Origin of the sequence: Sphingobacterium sp. UBA1897 (assembly GCF_002337775.1) — a bacterium.
Classification (GTDB): domain Bacteria; phylum Bacteroidota; class Bacteroidia; order Sphingobacteriales; family Sphingobacteriaceae; genus Sphingobacterium; species Sphingobacterium siyangense.
Genome location: NZ_DDGR01000023.1, coordinates 258,001 through 274,915, shown reverse-complemented (window position 1 = coordinate 274,915; position 16,915 = coordinate 258,001). Strand labels below are relative to the sequence as shown.

Annotated in this window: 13 protein-coding genes; 3 read left to right on the top strand and 10 right to left on the bottom strand. The window is 39.7% G+C overall.

Going from position 1 to position 16,915, the window contains the following annotated elements:
• Positions 1 to 15 precede the first annotated feature (15 nt).
• The 8 genes from B4N43_RS14500 to B4N43_RS14465 all read right to left on the bottom strand — a co-directional run bounded on the left by B4N43_RS14500 (position 16) and on the right by B4N43_RS14465 (position 7,633).
• Positions 16 to 1,140: an ABC transporter permease gene (locus tag B4N43_RS14500; protein ID WP_286735416.1), complete on the bottom strand. Its 1,125-nt coding sequence runs from the start codon at positions 1,138 to 1,140 to the stop codon at positions 16 to 18.
• Positions 1,140 to 2,243 (bottom strand): ABC transporter permease, encoded by a 1,104-nt coding sequence (locus B4N43_RS14495; RefSeq protein WP_088162512.1) that lies wholly within the window; start codon positions 2,241 to 2,243, stop codon positions 1,140 to 1,142. Before B4N43_RS14495 ends, B4N43_RS14500 begins: the two co-directional genes overlap by 1 nt.
• A gap of 1 nt (position 2,244) precedes the next feature.
• The gene (locus B4N43_RS14490) at positions 2,245 to 2,988 is read right to left on the bottom strand and encodes an ABC transporter ATP-binding protein (protein ID WP_088163713.1); all 744 of its coding nucleotides are present in this window, start codon (positions 2,986 to 2,988) and stop codon (positions 2,245 to 2,247) included.
• Positions 2,978 to 3,928: an ABC transporter ATP-binding protein gene (locus tag B4N43_RS14485; protein WP_286735415.1), complete on the bottom strand. Its 951-nt coding sequence runs from the start codon at positions 3,926 to 3,928 to the stop codon at positions 2,978 to 2,980. The genes B4N43_RS14490 and B4N43_RS14485 overlap by 11 nt, the downstream gene beginning before the upstream one ends.
• Positions 3,929 to 3,934: 6 nt before the next feature.
• A complete protein-coding gene (locus B4N43_RS14480; protein WP_286735414.1) occupies positions 3,935 to 4,870 on the bottom strand; it encodes an HlyD family secretion protein in 936 nt (311 codons plus the stop codon).
• Positions 4,871 to 4,886: 16 nt separating this feature from the next.
• Complete coding sequence (locus B4N43_RS14475; RefSeq protein ID WP_286735413.1) at positions 4,887 to 6,185, bottom strand: TolC family protein; 1,299 nt, start codon at positions 6,183 to 6,185, stop codon at positions 4,887 to 4,889.
• A 63-nt stretch (positions 6,186 to 6,248) separates the two neighbouring features.
• Positions 6,249 to 6,869 (bottom strand): TetR/AcrR family transcriptional regulator, encoded by a 621-nt coding sequence (locus B4N43_RS14470; RefSeq protein ID WP_286735412.1) that lies wholly within the window; start codon positions 6,867 to 6,869, stop codon positions 6,249 to 6,251.
• Positions 6,870 to 7,141: 272 nt separating this feature from the next.
• Positions 7,142 to 7,633: a hypothetical protein gene (locus B4N43_RS14465; RefSeq protein WP_205400665.1), complete on the bottom strand. Its 492-nt coding sequence runs from the start codon at positions 7,631 to 7,633 to the stop codon at positions 7,142 to 7,144.
• A 168-nt stretch (positions 7,634 to 7,801) separates the two neighbouring features.
• On the opposite strand from B4N43_RS14465, the gene folE reads away from it, so the two are divergent.
• Both folE and B4N43_RS14455 read left to right on the top strand, forming a co-directional pair.
• Entirely contained in the window at positions 7,802 to 8,473 is a 672-nt protein-coding gene (gene folE, locus B4N43_RS14460; RefSeq protein WP_286735411.1) for a GTP cyclohydrolase I FolE, read from the top strand.
• A 66-nt stretch (positions 8,474 to 8,539) separates the two neighbouring features.
• Positions 8,540 to 9,550 (top strand): CobW family GTP-binding protein, encoded by a 1,011-nt coding sequence (locus B4N43_RS14455; protein ID WP_145330449.1) that lies wholly within the window; start codon positions 8,540 to 8,542, stop codon positions 9,548 to 9,550.
• Positions 9,551 to 9,641: 91 nt separating this feature from the next.
• On the opposite strand, the gene B4N43_RS14450 is transcribed toward B4N43_RS14455, so the two are convergent.
• Together B4N43_RS14450 and B4N43_RS14445 are read right to left on the bottom strand one after the other, a co-directional pair.
• Positions 9,642 to 11,129: a SusD/RagB family nutrient-binding outer membrane lipoprotein gene (locus B4N43_RS14450; RefSeq protein ID WP_286735410.1), complete on the bottom strand. Its 1,488-nt coding sequence runs from the start codon at positions 11,127 to 11,129 to the stop codon at positions 9,642 to 9,644.
• Between the two features lie 23 nt (positions 11,130 to 11,152).
• On the bottom strand, positions 11,153 to 14,320 hold the full coding sequence (locus tag B4N43_RS14445) for a SusC/RagA family TonB-linked outer membrane protein (RefSeq protein WP_286735409.1): 3,168 nt from the start codon (positions 14,318 to 14,320) through the stop codon (positions 11,153 to 11,155).
• Positions 14,321 to 14,777: 457 nt separating this feature from the next.
• On the opposite strand from B4N43_RS14445, the gene B4N43_RS14440 reads away from it, so the two are divergent.
• Positions 14,778 to 16,817 carry a M13 family metallopeptidase gene (locus B4N43_RS14440; RefSeq protein WP_145330442.1) on the top strand — a complete coding sequence of 680 codons (2,040 nt, stop codon included), beginning with the start codon at positions 14,778 to 14,780 and terminating at the stop codon, positions 16,815 to 16,817.
• Positions 16,818 to 16,915 lie beyond the last annotated feature (98 nt).

The window sequence follows — 16,915 nt, the reverse complement described above, 5'->3', positions numbered from 1 at the left end:
AGCTACGCCATGTTTTCACACGGTCTTTCTATAATTATAGATGGCTAAACCATTCAACAAAAAAGCAAATCCAATAAGATAAACAAGCTCTTTCTTCACTTCCTGAAATCCACTCCCTTTTAAGACAATTAGCCGTACAACACTGATAAAATGGGTAACTGGTGTGCATTGCGAAATCGCTCTTGCCCAAGCCGGCATACTATCTGTGCTGGTAAAAAAGCCACTCATCAGCATAAAAACCATCATAAAGAAATATGCAATGAACATGGCCTGCAATTGTGTGTCTGCAAGGGTAGAAATAAACAATCCCAACCCCAATAGTGCAATGAGGTAAACTGCAGCAAAGAGATATAAAAGCAGTAAACTTCCCTGCGGAAAAATACCATAAACAATATACATTACAATCATACCAACGGTAAAAACAATCATGCCCACAATCCAAAATGGAATTAGTTTCCCTAGGATAAACTGCCATTTTTTGATGGGCGTCACATTGATCTGCTCGATTGTTCCGATTTCCTTCTCTTTGACAATATTGAGCGCTGTAATAAATCCGCCAATCATCGTAAGCAACAAAACCAAAATACCCGGCACCATATAGTATTTGTATTCAGCCCTGGGATTATACCAATTGGAATTCGCTATTTTGACGGTTGCGACCTGCTCTGAAACACCTGTTTTAGCGGCTTTGATATTTACATCCAAACCGCTGTTAAAATCAGTAATTACACTGGTTAAATAAGCTCCACCCAAGGACGATTTTGTACCATTGATGGCATCCACTGCGATATTGACTTGCTGCGTACCTTCCCGCACCAGATTGCGCTCAAAACCTGCCGGTATCTCCAATACAAGATCAGCGTCTCCTTTTTCGATCATTTCCAATCCTACTTTATAAGATAGTGGACTACTTACGATTTTAAAGTATCCTGAAGATGCAATTTTATTGATTAAGGTTCTTGAATAAGAACTGTGGTCGTTGTCAACATAAGCAATATTGATATTCTTTACTTCAAAATTGGCTGCAAATGGCATGATGATCAGTTGAACTGTCGGCATGACAAACATCATGGCCAAGATAATTTTGTCTCTGAATATCTGCCGAAACTCTTTCTGTAATATGAATCTCAATACCTCCATTACAACCTGATTTTAAATCTTTTCAATGCAATTGACAACAACACAACTGACATCCCGGCGAGAATCAATGTTTCTTTCCAAACATAACTAAAGCCCATTCCTTTGAGCATGACAGCTTTAATGATTGCATAGTAATACCGGGATGGCACGATATGCGAAATAACCTGAAATATCCAGGGCATATTTTCCAAAGGAAACATAAAGCCAGTCAATAATAAGGTCGGCAGCATCATGCCCATCATCGCTATTAACATGGCAGTTTGCTGAGAATCGGTGACGTTAGAAATCAACAAGCCTAAAGAAAGACAGGTGATAATAAATAAAATACTCTCCGCGAAAATCAACACCAGACTTCCCCTGATCTCAACATCAAGTACAAACACCGAAAGTAGAAGAATAATGATAAAATTGACGAGTGAAAGCACGAGATATGGAATCGCTTTGGCGATGAGAACCATAATGGGTTTGAAAGGCGATACCAATAGAATTTCCATAGTCCCCAGCTCTTTTTCGCGCACAACTGCCACGGAGGTTAGGGCTGTGCTCACGATCATAAAAATCAATGCGATCACTCCAGGGATAAAATTAAGGGAACCGTTCTGCTCTTCATTATACAATTGTCGCAGTTGGGGCACAATCTGATAAGATAACGCTGTTCCGGGATTTAGGTCCTGCTGGTATGCCTTGATTATAGCCGTCAGATAATTGGTGACTATTGTGGCAGTATTCGGGTCGGAAGCATCAGCTAATAGCTGAATTTGAGCACCATCCTTTCGATATAGATCCTCCCCGAAATTGGCAGGAAAGATTATTGCACATTTGATGCTTCCATCTTTAAATCGGCTTTCTACGTCCTTATAATTTACAATTTCGTCTTTCACCTGAAAATATGAACTTGTTTTAATACGGTTTACGATTTCACTAGAGTTGACATCACGTGCATTATCCTGAATCGCAATTCCAATATTTTTAACTTCGCTACTCAATGCATAGCCAAAAAGGAGAATCTGAACGACGGGAAACCCAAAAAGGATAAGCAGTGTTCTACGATCCCTAAAAACATGATAAAACTCCTTACGAATAAAAGCGAACAACTGTTTCATATCAATCTCCCGATCTTTTAGCTCCACGTGCCAGTTGATAAAATACGTCGTCCATGGAATGGGTTTCGAACCGCTGTTTCAGATTTGTGGGACTGTCCATTGCTTCGACTTTCCCATCTACCATAATACTGATACGGTTGCAGTATTCGGCTTCATCCATATAGTGTGTTGTCACAAACACCGTGATGTTATTGGCAGCAGCCTCATAAATCATATCCCAAAACTGCCGTCGGGTAATCGGATCAACGCCTCCTGTTGGCTCGTCCAAAAAAACAATTTTAGGTCGATGGAAAATCGCTACAGAAAATGCCAACTTCTGTTTCCAGCCCAAAGGTAATTCCCCTACGAGTTTTTTTGCTTCTTTCTCTAAACCTAAGGTGTGGACCAAATCACTGCTTCGCGACTTTATGTCTGCCCTTGAAACACCATAAACACCTCCATAAAACTCAATATTTTCCAAAATAGTGAGGTTATCGTACAACGAGAACTTCTGACTCATATAACCGATATTCTTTTTGATCTGCTCCTGTTCTTTATACACATTGAAGCCAGCGACAGTTGCTTCACCCGATGTCGGGTAGGACAAACCACAAAGAATACGCATGGCCGTGGTCTTCCCCGCACCATTGGCACCAAGAAAACCAAAAATTTCGCCTTGGTCAACATCGAACGTAATTTTATCTACGGCCTTAAAATCTCCAAATTGCTTGGTCAGGTCCTTACAGACTATTGCCTTATTCTCCATCTGTAACTTGTTTGAATTCGTCCATACCATTTTGATCCTGCATCAGGCGGATAAAACTATCTTCGATTGTTGCAGTTATTTTTTCAACCACGAGATGTTGTGGGTTATACTTATTTGCCAGGGCAATAATGCCTTCCCTACCATCCACTTCTGATTTTGGGGTAAGGTGCAAATATTCGCCAAATGCATAACAGCTTTCTACCGCCTGATCCGAACGGAGATCCTGGAGCAGTTTATATATATTGTCCGCTTTAACCGCATATAGTGGCTTTGGAAAACTTTTTATAATACCTGACGGTTCATCGATTGACATAATCCTTCCGCCCTGCATTAATGCAATACGATCACACAGTCGAGCTTCATCCATATAGGGTGTGGATACCACGATCGTGATCTGCTGTTCCTTGAGTTTGGTCAACATTTCCCAAAATTCCTTTCTGGATACAACATCGACACCTGTTGTCGGTTCATCCAGAAAAAGCACGTCGGGCTTATGGATCAGCGCACAGCATAAGGCCAGCTTTTGCTTCATTCCGCCAGACAATTTCCCTGCTCTACGATCGTTGAAGGGTTGTATCTGATCATAAATATCTTTGATAAGTGGATAATTTTCCTGAATGGTTGTACCAAAAACTGTCGCAAAGAAAGTAAGATTCTCCTTTACCGTCAGGTCCTGGTATAATGAAAAACGTCCTGGCATATACCCTACCCGATTGCGTATCTGTTGATATTCGCTGACAACATCAAATCCCTCTACAGCAGCAGTACCGCTATCCGCAAGCAGTAAAGTGGTTAGTATTCGGAAAATTGATGTTTTACCGGCGCCATCAGGCCCTATAAGCCCAAACAACTCACCTTTCTTTACCTCAAAAGAAACGTCATCTACGGCTCTAACATTACCGTAGGTTTTGACCATATTTTCTACACTGACAGCGATCATAATAACTTACTTTGACCAAAGGACCTCACCATACATCCCTATTTTTAAATAACCATCATTTTTCACACTTACTTTGATCGCATAAACAAGATTAGCGCGCTCATCTTTAGTCTGAATTGTCTTTGGTGAAAACTCAGATTTATCTGAAATCCATGTGATTGTTGCGGGATATTCCTTATAATTCTCCTTGCCGTCATCAATGCGCACAGTCACCTGCTGTCCGACTTTTATCTGTGGCAACTGAATTCCGGTAATATAAGCCCTCAAATAAAGCTTCGCCGTGTTGGCAATTTTATATAAAGGCTTACCGACGACCTGCAATTCACCCTGTAGTGCATAGTTTACCAAAACTGTCCCACCAATAGGATTAATCACCTGTCCCTTATTGATCTGTTCCTGAATCTGTGCAGCAGATTTCTCTAACGGATTTTTCTCGCTTAGGATACTCCGATTTTGAGTATTTGTATTGTATGTATTGAAGGTGAGTTGTTGCTTGGTCACGGCTATTTGTTTCCGCAATTGATCGATTGCCGCATTGATGTCATCGAGCTGTTTACGTGTTGCGGCATCTGATTTTACCAGATTTTCCGTCCGGGTCCTTTCGTACAGCTGTTGTTTTAATTGCGCTTCCTGAACGACCAGTTGGCGCCGTACCAGTTCAACCTGATCCCTGGGATTCACCGTCTTTTGAGCTAAAGCTTCGATACTTGCCTGCACTTGTTCTTTTTGCAATTCAGCAGTACGGACATCTATTTTTCCGACAGTATCTCCAGGTTTCAATTGCTTTCCTTCTTCAACAGCATATTGCATCAATATTCCGTTTTGCTGCGCAGAGACAATCACTTCATCAGCCTCAAAGTTCCCGGAAGCGTCATATTCATTATGTTGCTTACAACCACTAAGCAAAGAGAGCGCAGTAATAAATACAATTAATCTTTTCATTTTTTGATGTTTACAGTTAATTCCCGGCTATAAATTTTAAATTATAGATCGCTTGTAACAATTGGATTTCGTGCAATATCTTGAGCTGCTTGGCCAAATGTTCGGCATTTAATTTTTGAATATACTCATGGGTCGTGATCACTCCATTGCTCAACTGCGCCTCAGCAGATTGAGTTACCGATGTCCGCAAGGCAATCGCAGCATCATCCTGTCGAATCAAGATGGTATATTTATTGACCTGCTCATCCTGTTGGCTCAGGTCAACTTTGGCATTCAACAAAAATGTCTCCTTATCGGCATCAATAGACTGACGATTGAGCTGAAGGATATTTCGTTTGTTCGACAGTGAATAAAAGCTACTTAGCGACCAAGAAAAACGCAGCCCTGTAACGTACCAGGGACCAAATTTGTTTTCAATGATATTGAGGGTTGGCCTTCCGTATGCCCCTTGAAAAAAACCACTTACCTGTGGAAGATAATCGGATTTCAGTTGTTTTTCCTGTTGGTCAACGATGTTTTTTTGTAAATCAAAAGCTTTTAATTCAGGTCTGTTAATGGCGGAAAGCGTATACTGAGCAGTAGGCAATTCCAATTGCATGGATTCGGGCAGCTTCTTTCCTATAAAGAGCGAAAGCATATTTAAATATGCTGTACGATTAGATGTATATTCTATGGTCTGCATTTCTATATTCAATACTTCAGCTTTCAGCTCTTCCACATTACTACGAAATGCCACCCCATTGTCAAAAGCAGCCTCAGCTTTTTGTACCTGAGTCTGTAAGTTAGCCTTGTTTAACTCGTTCTGCTTCAATTGGGCATCGATTAATAAAATAGCAAAATAAAGACTATTGATACGTTGATTGATCCCATAGAGACTGGATACTAAGGTCTGCTCCTCCAGTGCCGTATTTGCAGCGATTAAATCCTTCTGTATTTTTGTATTGCCAGCATCGTAAATGAGCTGACTAATTTCACCCTGTATTTTATACTGATCTTTACTGATAGAAGGCAAGGAAATACCCGGCAATGAACCCACAGCATCCGCAAAACTTACTGTTTGGGATTGATAGGTTGCCTGACCTGAGAAGCTGATTTGGGGGAGAAACCTTTTATTGGCATTTTGGATGGTATACTCACCCGTTTTGGTTATCAGATCCATTTTTTTAATTGCTGGATAATTTGCTTTGGCAAGAGAGTAACAACGCTCCAAAGTAAGCGCTTCTCCTTGTGCAGTTGCCCTATTTGCAAAATGCAACAGGATCAATAAAAGAATAACATGCGTTAAATAACAATACTTCATAACTGCGTTGTTCATATATTGTGGCATTATTTTTTAATCTTTAGATTTAATCATTTGATTAAGTTTGAGACAAAAAAATTATTTTGCTTTCATCATCGCTCCTATCCATATCGGTATAAGCTTCTTACGCTCAATCATAAGTGTATTAAACTGTTCGATATCGAGATCTTGTACCCCCATAATCAAAGGCTTTGCGATAAAAGGAAACACAACCAACCCTAGTAAATTCATTAAAAAATGTAAAGGATGTGGCTCCATAATAAAGCCCTGTGTTACGGCTTCATGATGCTGTTTAAAAAAAACAGAATTGTTTAGCAATTGTTTGATTGGCAACTTTTCGAGGAGTTCCTGAGGATTGTTTCTGATTTCCGAAATCAAAAAAGTAGGCACCTCCGGTTCTCTGATGATAAAATCGATATATCTATTGGCTATCAATTCAACTTTACTTTCAAGATTGGTTGTTTCATCATTAAGGATAACAGCCATACTCTGTACGAAAGCCGAAAAGGTTTCAAACATAATAATTTCAAAAAGCTTCTCTTTGCTCCGAAAATAATAATTGAGCAAAGCAAGATTGATCCCTGCTTCTTCGGCAATATCCCTTGTCCTGGTTGCTGAAAAGCCTTTTTTATAGAATACCACCCTCGCCGCTTCCTTAATTTTCGTTTCCGTCGACAGATCTATTTTTTTCTCTTTCATCCCGATTAAACTTCTTTGTATTATGCAAAGATAGAAAAAAGAATCAAAAACAAACAATTGTTTTAATCAAATGATTAAAACAAAACAATAAACGTATTTAGATGATAATCAATGTAAATAAACAACAAAAAAAGAATCCGTTCCGCAACATGCAAGCAATAAAGCAAGCAATAAAGCAAGCAAATGATAGGCAGTAGCAAACAGTCAGGACAAATTATTTGCAGCTTTTATTCTTTGGTGGACCTGGCGCAGTCGTTAGCTTTTGATAATCCCTACTGTTTTAGAAGAGCTGCATCTCTTATAAAGATTTCAACCCTGCTCCGATCTTTCTCATTTAATTTGACATAACCTTTTACAATAACAGGATTCTCTTTTAACCACACTTTATTGTTGTCGCTCAGCGTAACCTCCACCATGGGTGGAATACCATTTTGTCCACAAAACATACATTGCTGCACTGGCAAGACCGACAAAAGGAACCTATTATGGCGAAGGCCGGCCTTTAACGGTACCATATAGCCTTGCAACTCTACCATTGTTCCATCCAGTTTCGACAGCTTACTCGGAAAATAGGGGGTGTAAACCGTCTTGCCATTAACCTTGTTCACTTTATAGAGCATGGTGTCAAAGGTTTTCCAAACCTCATTCATCAAGGGCTTATGATCGACCAAATGTTGTGATTCCGTTACCCCTTGAGAAAAGACTGGATTAGTTTTACCTTCTGCAACAACAAACAAAAAAACCAGAATAAATTGCTTAAACATAACGTATTAAAGATTTGTCTATCAAATATAGTTAAAAACATCAAAAGCAACTATATTGCATTTGATGTTTTTTAACTATATTTATAACGCGAATAGCGCTATGAAATGGCAACTCCATTTGACAATAGACAAGAGGTATAATCAGTACGATTTGATAAAAATTAATTTATGAACACATTATTAAAAAAAGATACAGCATCCAATCCGGAAGATTTAGGAGACCACCACATGATGACTTCAATGGATACTCCCCTGCGACCCGATGCATTTGATCGAACAGACGAAGAAAAAATCAGCAAGATATCTCAACTTTTTAAGGGCATTATGTTTGAACTTGGCCTCGACCTCCAAGATGACAGTCTGAGCGGAACGCCCCATCGTGTAGCAAAAATGTATATCAACGAATTGTTCTATGGCCTTAACCCGGTTAACAAGCCCAAGCTGTCCACCTTCGAAAATCGCTATGGCTACAATAAGCTATTGATGGAAAAAGACATACGGGTAAATTCAGCCTGTGAACATCATTTTTTACCAATCGTAGGGCGGGCACATATAGGCTATATCCCCAAAGACCGCGTAATAGGACTGTCAAAAATAAACCGTATTGTAGACTACTATGCGCATCGACCACAGGTGCAGGAACGCCTTACTTTACAGATTTACAATGAGCTCAGATCCACCTTAGCAACAGATGATATCATTGTTGTGATTGATGCCGATCATCTCTGTGTCTCCGCTCGGGGTGTCAAAGACACTAGCAGTAGTACAACAACACTGGAATACAGCGGTATATTCTTATCAGAAAGTAAACGAAACGAATTTTTCAATTTATTGAAATAAGATCTGCCTTTCCCCAACTTTCGTTGGGATAATAACAGAAGCAGATTAAATGTATAATCATCGCAAATGAATACAGCTCATGCTCGTCCAGTAACCATTTTAACTGGCTTTTTAGGTGCAGGAAAAACGACTTTTCTAAATGCCTTAATGAAATCCTATCCGAAAAAACGTTTTGCTATCATTGAAAATGAGATAGGACAACTAAATATAGATAGTTCCTTGCTCAATGAAAACTATGGACAATTGGTAGCGCTCCAAGAGGGGTGCATCTGTTGTACGCTGAACGATGAACTTTACACCGCACTCGAATCGCTCTATCAAAAACAAGACAGCTTTGATGAACTCGTTATTGAATGTACAGGTCTTGCCATACCCGATGCTATAACAGAACCTTTTACAAGGCATCCAGTGTTTAAGAGCTACTTCCCATTAAAAAAGATTATTTGCTTGGTTGATGCTGCACTTATTGAAGATCAGATCAAGGAAAGGGATGAAGTGTTACGGCAAATCACAGCTGCCGACGTCATTGTCATTAACAAAACCGAAGCGGTACATTCAGCATATTTGAGCTATTTAAGCAACTACTTAGCACATGTAAACCCATTAGCGAAAACTCTCCAGTCAACAGTAACGGAGGGGTTTCCTTTCGAAATAATTGAGGAAATAAAGTACACAAAAAAAATAGAAGCCTTTTCTTTTCTGAAGAACGTTAATCTAAGCAGTTCACTGATACTTGGCAAATCAAGTCTGGCAAAACAACATCTGAGCGATATTGCAACGCGCGTCTATACTTTTGCTGAAGAATTTAATTTCGTAAACCTATTTCTCGGTTTGAGCAAACTCGTCGGCAAATATCCAAACAAAATTTACCGAATGAAGGGAATTGGTTATAAAAAAGATGAAAACAAAAAAATCATTATACAGACCGTCGGTTCACGTGTCGATATGGACTATGGTAACCATTGGAAAAAGGATGAAAGAAAAATGAATACACTGGTATTTATTGGAAAAGAGCTTGATAGTCTCTCCATACAAGATCTCCTGATACGTATGTTGACCATCAAAGAGAAGCAATAAACGATTTATAGAAACAATTGTCTACGTAAAAAGACCTCTCGGACACAAATCCAAGAGGTCTTTCCATAACTAATTACGCTTACTTTGTATTTTATTTAATAAGCCAAATAATGTCATTTTGGGTATCTGATCCATTAAACTGACGTTGCAAAGCTTCTTTCAAGTAAGTTTCGTTGGTACTGTATTCGGCCTTAGGGTATGCCCACCGTTTCGGTATCTGGTTATTATTGGCATTCGAAGGTCCTATATCAAAAACTGGCACTCCTGTCCGGCGCTGCTCAAAAAATGCCTGTTTTCCTGAGTTTTCAAAAAATGCCACATACTTTTGTGTTAGGATCTGCTTTAACCCTTCCATATTGTTCCCTTTGTAAGGATTTGCCTGTAAGAACAAATTGATCTTGTCTTGAGAAATTCCGTAGAACAGCATCGACTGACTTATCCCTGACTGAAATCTTACCGCAGCATCTCCGCTAGCCCAACCGCGATTGATACCTTCTGCCAGGGCAAATTGGACTTCGGAGGCACCAAGTTGAATAGACGGAACCCCAGACGGCGAAGCGAGCCAATAATCGAAATTGATCATAGATAGCTGTCCATCCGCAGCTTGTTTTAGCAAGGTACTCTGTAGGTCGCCTGTTTTCCCGCCATTGTATGCGTCGAAGGGGCGCGTAGGATCAGAAGGCATCGCCGAAGCCGGCAGTGCCTGAATCAACAATCTTGGGTCCTGTAAAGTCTTTAAAATATTCAGGTAGGTTGCTCCCAATGTGTTGCGCACATCCTTTTTTATAATCACACCGTCTGTTGGCCACAGCGGATAGGTGTTAATATTATTGTAAAGGAGTTGAAAATTATCCCGATTTTCAAGAATCAGTGGGTATTTGGTTGGATTCGCCAAAACTTCAGCAAAGCGTTCCTTCACCCGCAATGCGGGACTATCATCGGCACGTTTGCTGAGGCTAATTAAAACACGTAGCTTAAATGAGTTGACCAGTTTCTGCCACTGCTCAGGCTTGCCATTGTAAAAGAAATCGCCATCTAATGTATTGCCTTTTTCTTTTAGATTTGCCAGTTCATTATTCGCCTCCTCAAGCCAGCTAAGCACCTGCTGGTATACCTCCAACTGGGTATTGTATTTGGGCGCAAAATTGCCCGCTGATTCACCTTGCAGAGCCTCTGTCAATGGAATATCACCAAACATTTCCGTCGTTCGGGCAAAGAAATAAGCCTTGAAAAATTTGGCCATGGTCATATAAGCAGCACTCAATTCAGGAGTTTTTGCAGCTTCGATTTCCATACGGTACACATCACGCAATATACCATAGGGCGTTTCGAAAGATCCTGTAGTCCATCCATAAGGCTGCCCCGCATAATAGGCCTCATTTTGTGTCATGTACTGATTATGTCGATGATCTTCACTCCATGGCGCATCATAGGAACGCATGAGTATTCCTGTAAACAAAAGTTTTGGAGCAGGATTATATACTGCCGCAGGGTCTTTTTGTAGATCCGTTATCTTTTTACAGGAACTGAAAGAGCACCCGAACAGGAGAAGAATGAGAGTGGATTTAAAGTACTTCATTTTTAAAAATTTTGACTAAGTTTTTAGAAGGTTGCGTTAAGATTTAGACCAAAGCTCTTTACTGATGGTGTCTGGTAGTCTGAGCTAGCACTGGTGAATTGGTCCAAATCCATATTTTGGGTACCTTTTCCAGTGAAATACAACAAATTCCTACCGACCACTGAAACACTTGCACTGCGGAAGAATCTGGAATTTTTCAGCAAGTTGGCAGGTACATTATAACTGAAAACGATCTCCCGCAATTTGACAAAGGTTCGGCTTTTGGCTGTAATTGGTCCCGACTGATAGTAATTAGTGGCCCAATTTTGCCACAACACAGAAATATCATTTGGGGCAAATTCTCTTGTATCGGAGATTATCTTACCATCCTGATCTGTATTGAGCTGCCCCTTGACTATTTTTAAACCATTGGTCATGACAGTTCCTTTATAATCTTTGACATCCCTATTTTCCCAGTCCTTTAGACGATATTCATTTGCTGATTCGGGATGTGTTCCTGATCCCCATTGTTTGGCATCCTGCACATTTTTTATTAAACCACCAAAGCGGCCATCGACAAGAAAACTAAAACTGAAATCACGGTATCGGAAACTATTGCTGATACTGGCCGTAAATTTATTATCGCTATAACCTATTCTGCTCACATAAGGATTGTAAGCTGGTAAACCGTTTGTACCCACAATTGGCATTCCTTTTTCATCACGCTGAAAATCATTCACGTAATATCCGTCCCATCGCTCACCAACACGAACATTCCCAGAACGCGTTTGATGCCCATCGATGTCATGTAGCCAGGCATGATTTGTTGATGCATTGACCATTACATTCCAGCTAAAATCTTTCTGTTGAATCAAAGTCCCATCGATACTCAGCTCGATACCTTTACGCAATAAAGTCAACCCATTGGTTTGTCTGGCTCTTACACCCGAAGTAACCGACGTAGCCAATTCGATAATCCGGGGACCTTCCAGGTTTCTAAAAAAAGCAAAATCGAAACCCAGACGGTTGTTAAATAAACGAGTTTCCAAACCTATTTCCGCCGTCTTCACACGCTCTGCCACGAGATCCGGGTTAGGTAATACATCAGTATATGTTACGCCGGTCATTGAATTGGCCCAACGACCATAATTACTGTATGCCGGCAAAAGTTTATAAATATCGTACTGGGCCGATTCATTGACGAAATCACTCGCAACGTTAGCGTATGCTCCACGGATTTTTAATGCGGAAATAACCTTAGGCAAAGTGACCATCTGTGAAATCACAGCGCTTAGTGAAGCCGATGGGTAGAAGTAGGTGTTATTCTTTACCGGCATCGTCGAAGATTTATCAAATCGCCCCGTTAGATTTAAGAATAACATGCTTTTATAGTCTATATCCATGAATCCATAAACACTTCCGACCTGGCGCAGGGCGCGATCGTTAGTAGACACCGTGGGCATGATCGAATTGCTTAAGTCATAAACACCGGGCACAGTCAATCCACGATCTGTACGTGCAAACAGCGATTTGACACTGACGGTTCTTAAATTACCAAAAACTGAGCCTGAGAAGCCTATGTCCTCGGCGATACGATTTTGGTATTTTAAGGAGACCTCTGTATTATTTTCCCAAAAAGTATCATAGGTTTCCTGATAACCTCCAACACGGCTTCCACCGATATTATAATTATATAAGTTGGCAGAAATTGGAATTTTAATCGTTCTATTCCTATTCCAGGTACTAGCACTTGTACGTGCATTTAATGACAATTTATCATTAAGCTTGTAATTAGCCGACACGTAACCGTAGATATCATCCTTATCATAAGTCCTCAAATTTTCATAAGCCGTCATCCAAGGATTGTCATAAATGGTGTATTCACGATTGTACTGCTGTACATTTTCTTTCCCAGGCTGCCAATAGTTGCGAAGATCATCAATATCATAATCTGCCGCTCCCCACAATGTAAGAATGTATATAGGACTATTTGGTCCATAAGCAATATTTGGATAATTTGGTGAATACTGCTTATTGTAATTTATGCTCGCATCGAAACGGAGCTTACTACCAGCGTTAATGCCTCCGGTAAGATTTATATTGGTGCTTCCCAATTTAGTGTTAGGCGTAGTTCCCCGTTGAAACATCTGAGACGCAGATAAGCGTAGATCACCATGATCATTTTTGGTCGATATAGCAATATTGTTTGTACTCAAAAGACCATTCTGAAGAAATTTCTTCAAATTATCTTTTCCTCTGGCCTCCCAAGGTAAGGGAATAAGCTGTCCTGTTTTGGGATCTATCGGACTGTTATATTGCGGAATAAGCTGTCCTTCAAATCGGGGTCCCCAAATATTGTAATCGTTGTCATTGATTCCACCCCCACGACCATCTTTAAAAGCATATTGATAATTTGAACCCGGGCCATATTCGGTTTGAATTTTTGGTATCGCATTATACCCCGTCTGCAATTGTGTACTTGAGTTAAATTCAACCTGGAAACCTTTATCCTGTGATTTTGCTCGTTTTGTCGTTATCACAATCGCTCCATTTTGACCTCTGTTCCCATATAATGCCGCAGCATTTGCCCCTTTTAAGACAGAATAGGATTCGATATCATCCGGACTAAGATTCCATGAATCGGTATTAATCGGCATGCCATCGACCACAATAAGAATATTGCTCCGACCACGTAACGTGATACCCGGGTCTCCAAATAAGTTCGTACTCGGTGTAATTGTTAAGCCTGACACACGTCCAGCTAAACCAGAAATAGCATTTGGTTCCCGAGCTTTAACCATGTCTTTGCCTTTTATTTCCTGCACTGAATAGCCAATAGCCTGCTTTTCTTTTTTGATACCAAGCGCAGTTACAACCACCTCATTGAGGGATTGTTGGTTCGGTATAAGCGAAATAACGGATGAAGATTGATTACCAACAATGAAAACCTTGGGAAGATACCCCATGTAGCCAATTCTTAGCGTATCACCGATATGTACGTCAATCACAAACTTACCGGAATGATCCGATGAAACAAGCTTAGCTAAATGAGAATTACGAATTGTTGCGCCATGAATAGCGCCTTGACTCAATGAATCGACCAGTCTCCCCTGGAACGATCGGGTCTGGCTAACCCCCTGTGCAGCCAGCATGGCCAATGACAATGTTAGGCCAGTAACTTTAGGTGAAATTGAATAGGATAGTTTGAACATAATCGCTTACTTATAGATGAAAATGTAAGCAATATTAAACATCGTTTATTAATACTAAACTAAATTCATATTAAGTTTAGTATTTCCATATTAAGTTTAGTATTTCTTCTTACCCTAAAACTGCTTAGCTAAGTCAGATAGTGGAGCGTTCACCAACACATCAAAGGATATACTTTAAAAAGTATATGCATGTTATTCGTTAGCAAACGAATAACATGTTAATTTACCCGATTAGTTTAATAAAATGACAGATAATGATCAAATTTACTTGTTGCTGAATTAGAATTTTCCGTCATTTGTGTAAATGATTTTTTTAGCTTTAAAAAAATCACAGCTAATTATTGACATGGCTGCTACAAATCGAATTACACGGAGCAAATAACATAACCTATTTTATCCGTAATTTGTGCGTACTCCCAGATTGAATTATTGAAAATCATACAACATTAAAACAACAATGAAAAAATTAACACTCGCCCTAATTTTCTTGGCTGGAGTCTACACACAGCATGCGGAAGCACAGACAGCAGGTACAGGACCCGACAAAGGACTTGATCTGAGCTTAATGGACAAATCTGTACGTCCACAGGATGACTTTTACAACTACGTAAGCGGAACCTGGATGAAAACGGCTAAAATTCCTTCCGACAAACCCACTTGGGGAAGCTTCAATAAATTGGCAGAAGATACGGACAACAATTCGATGAAAATTCTGAACTCACTTTTAAAAGATAAATTTCCTGAAGGAAGTGAGGGAAAAAAAATACAGGACCTGTACGCTTCTTACATGAACTTAAAGAAAAGAAATGCAGACGGTATTAAGCCGATTCAGGGAAATTTAAACAAAATTGACGCGATTAAAAACCTAAAAGATCTTCAGAATTATTTAACTTCCGTAACAAAAGAAGGTGAGAATAATTTCTATGGCTGGGGTGTCTACGCTGATTTAAAAGATTCAAAAATGAACGCGGTCTACTTAGGAGATGCCTCCTTAGGGCTAGGAAGAGATTATTATCAGAAAGAAAATGAAAAAAATACCGAAGCTATTGCCGAGTATCAAAAATATGTAGCTTCCATGTTAACAGAATTGGGCTATAAAAATGCTGATGCTGCCGCAAAAGGAATCGTTGACTACGAAAAAAGCATTGCGAAGACCTACTTGACCAATGAACAAAGCCGTGATAATACGTTACAGTACAATCCACAGACCATGGCAGAGTTAACCGCCTTGGTTAAAAATGTAAATCTACCTGAGTACCTTAAAAAAGTAGGTGTCAATACAGAAAAAGTAATCATTGGGGAATTAGGTTATTACAAGAACTTCGATAAATTGGTCAGTGCACAAAACCTTCCTGTTATTAAAGATTACTTAAAATTCCATATGATCAACGGTAGTGCCTCTTATTTAAGCGAAAAATTAGGAGACATGCGATTTGCTTTTTATGGTAAGTATTTAAGAGGTCAACAAGAACAAAGAGCATTAAATAAAAGAGGATTTGAACTGATCAATTCCACATTAGGTGAAGCTTTCGGAAAATTATATGTCGAAAAATATTTTCCAGCTGAGGCTAAAGCACAAATGGTCGAATTGATCGACTATTTAAAGAAAAGTTTTGCAGTCCATATCAACGATTTAAGCTGGATGTCTTCGGCTACAAAAGGAAAAGCGCTTGAAAAATTAAACAAATTTACTGTAAAAGTTGCCTATCCGGACAAATGGAAAGATTATTCTAAATTGAGTATTCTATCTGAAAATAAAGGCGGCAATCTGTATGCTAACCTCCAAAATATCACCACATGGCGATATGAAAAGGATCTGGCTAAAATTGGTAAGGCTGTTGACAAATCAGAATGGGGAATGACTCCACAAACAGTAAATGCCTATTACAATCCCGTAAACAATGAGATCGTGTTTCCGGCAGCTATTCTTCAACCGCCATTTTTCAACCCACAAGCCGACGCAGCTGTCAATTTCGGTGGTATAGGTGCGGTAATTGGCCACGAAATGAGCCACGGATTTGACGATTCGGGCGCACAATTTGATGCGGACGGAAACTTGGTAGACTGGTGGACACCAGAAGATAAAGCCAATTTTGAAAAAGCAACAAAAACACTCGCAGCTCAATACGATAAATATGAACCTGTAAAAGGCACTTTCGTCAACGGAACATTTACAAACGGTGAAAATATCGCGGATTTAGGAGGTGTAAACATTGCTTACGATGCACTTCAACTATATTTAAAAGATAAGGGAAACCCAGGTGAAATAAGTGGATACACGCAAGATCAACGCTTTTTCCTAAGCTGGGCAACTGTATGGAGAACCCTATCCAGTGAAAAATATATGGTCAACCAAGTTAAAACTGATCCACACTCTCCAGGATATTTCAGAAGTTTTGGTCCATTGATCAATGTTGACGCTTTTTATAAAGCTTTCGATGTTAAACAAGGAGACAAACTGTACAAGTCACCGGAAGAAAGAATCAAAATCTGGTAATAAGCATTTTACAGGAGCTGTCTCAAAAAAGGCAGCTCCTGTAATTTTCTTTAATCCAACATCTATTTCTTTTGTGCACCAACCAACCAACCAACCAA

Coding starts and splice junctions, on each gene's coding strand:
- B4N43_RS14440 (WP_145330442.1), top strand. CDS start 14,778: ATGAAAAAATTAACACTCGCCCTAATTTTCTTGGCTGGAGTCTACACA.
- B4N43_RS14465 (WP_205400665.1), bottom strand. CDS start 7,633: ATGTTTAAGCAATTTATTCTGGTTTTTTTGTTTGTTGTTGCAGAAGGT.
- B4N43_RS14480 (WP_286735414.1), bottom strand. CDS start 4,870: ATGAAAAGATTAATTGTATTTATTACTGCGCTCTCTTTGCTTAGTGGT.
- B4N43_RS14485 (WP_286735415.1), bottom strand. CDS start 3,928: ATGATCGCTGTCAGTGTAGAAAATATGGTCAAAACCTACGGTAATGTT.
- B4N43_RS14475 (WP_286735413.1), bottom strand. CDS start 6,185: ATGAACAACGCAGTTATGAAGTATTGTTATTTAACGCATGTTATTCTT.
- folE (WP_286735411.1), top strand. CDS start 7,802: ATGAACACATTATTAAAAAAAGATACAGCATCCAATCCGGAAGATTTA.
- B4N43_RS14495 (WP_088162512.1), bottom strand. CDS start 2,243: ATGAAACAGTTGTTCGCTTTTATTCGTAAGGAGTTTTATCATGTTTTT.
- B4N43_RS14445 (WP_286735409.1), bottom strand. CDS start 14,320: ATGTTCAAACTATCCTATTCAATTTCACCTAAAGTTACTGGCCTAACA.
- B4N43_RS14500 (WP_286735416.1), bottom strand. CDS start 1,140: ATGGAGGTATTGAGATTCATATTACAGAAAGAGTTTCGGCAGATATTC.
- B4N43_RS14450 (WP_286735410.1), bottom strand. CDS start 11,129: ATGAAGTACTTTAAATCCACTCTCATTCTTCTCCTGTTCGGGTGCTCT.
- B4N43_RS14455 (WP_145330449.1), top strand. CDS start 8,540: ATGAATACAGCTCATGCTCGTCCAGTAACCATTTTAACTGGCTTTTTA.
- B4N43_RS14470 (WP_286735412.1), bottom strand. CDS start 6,869: ATGAAAGAGAAAAAAATAGATCTGTCGACGGAAACGAAAATTAAGGAA.
- B4N43_RS14490 (WP_088163713.1), bottom strand. CDS start 2,988: ATGGAGAATAAGGCAATAGTCTGTAAGGACCTGACCAAGCAATTTGGA.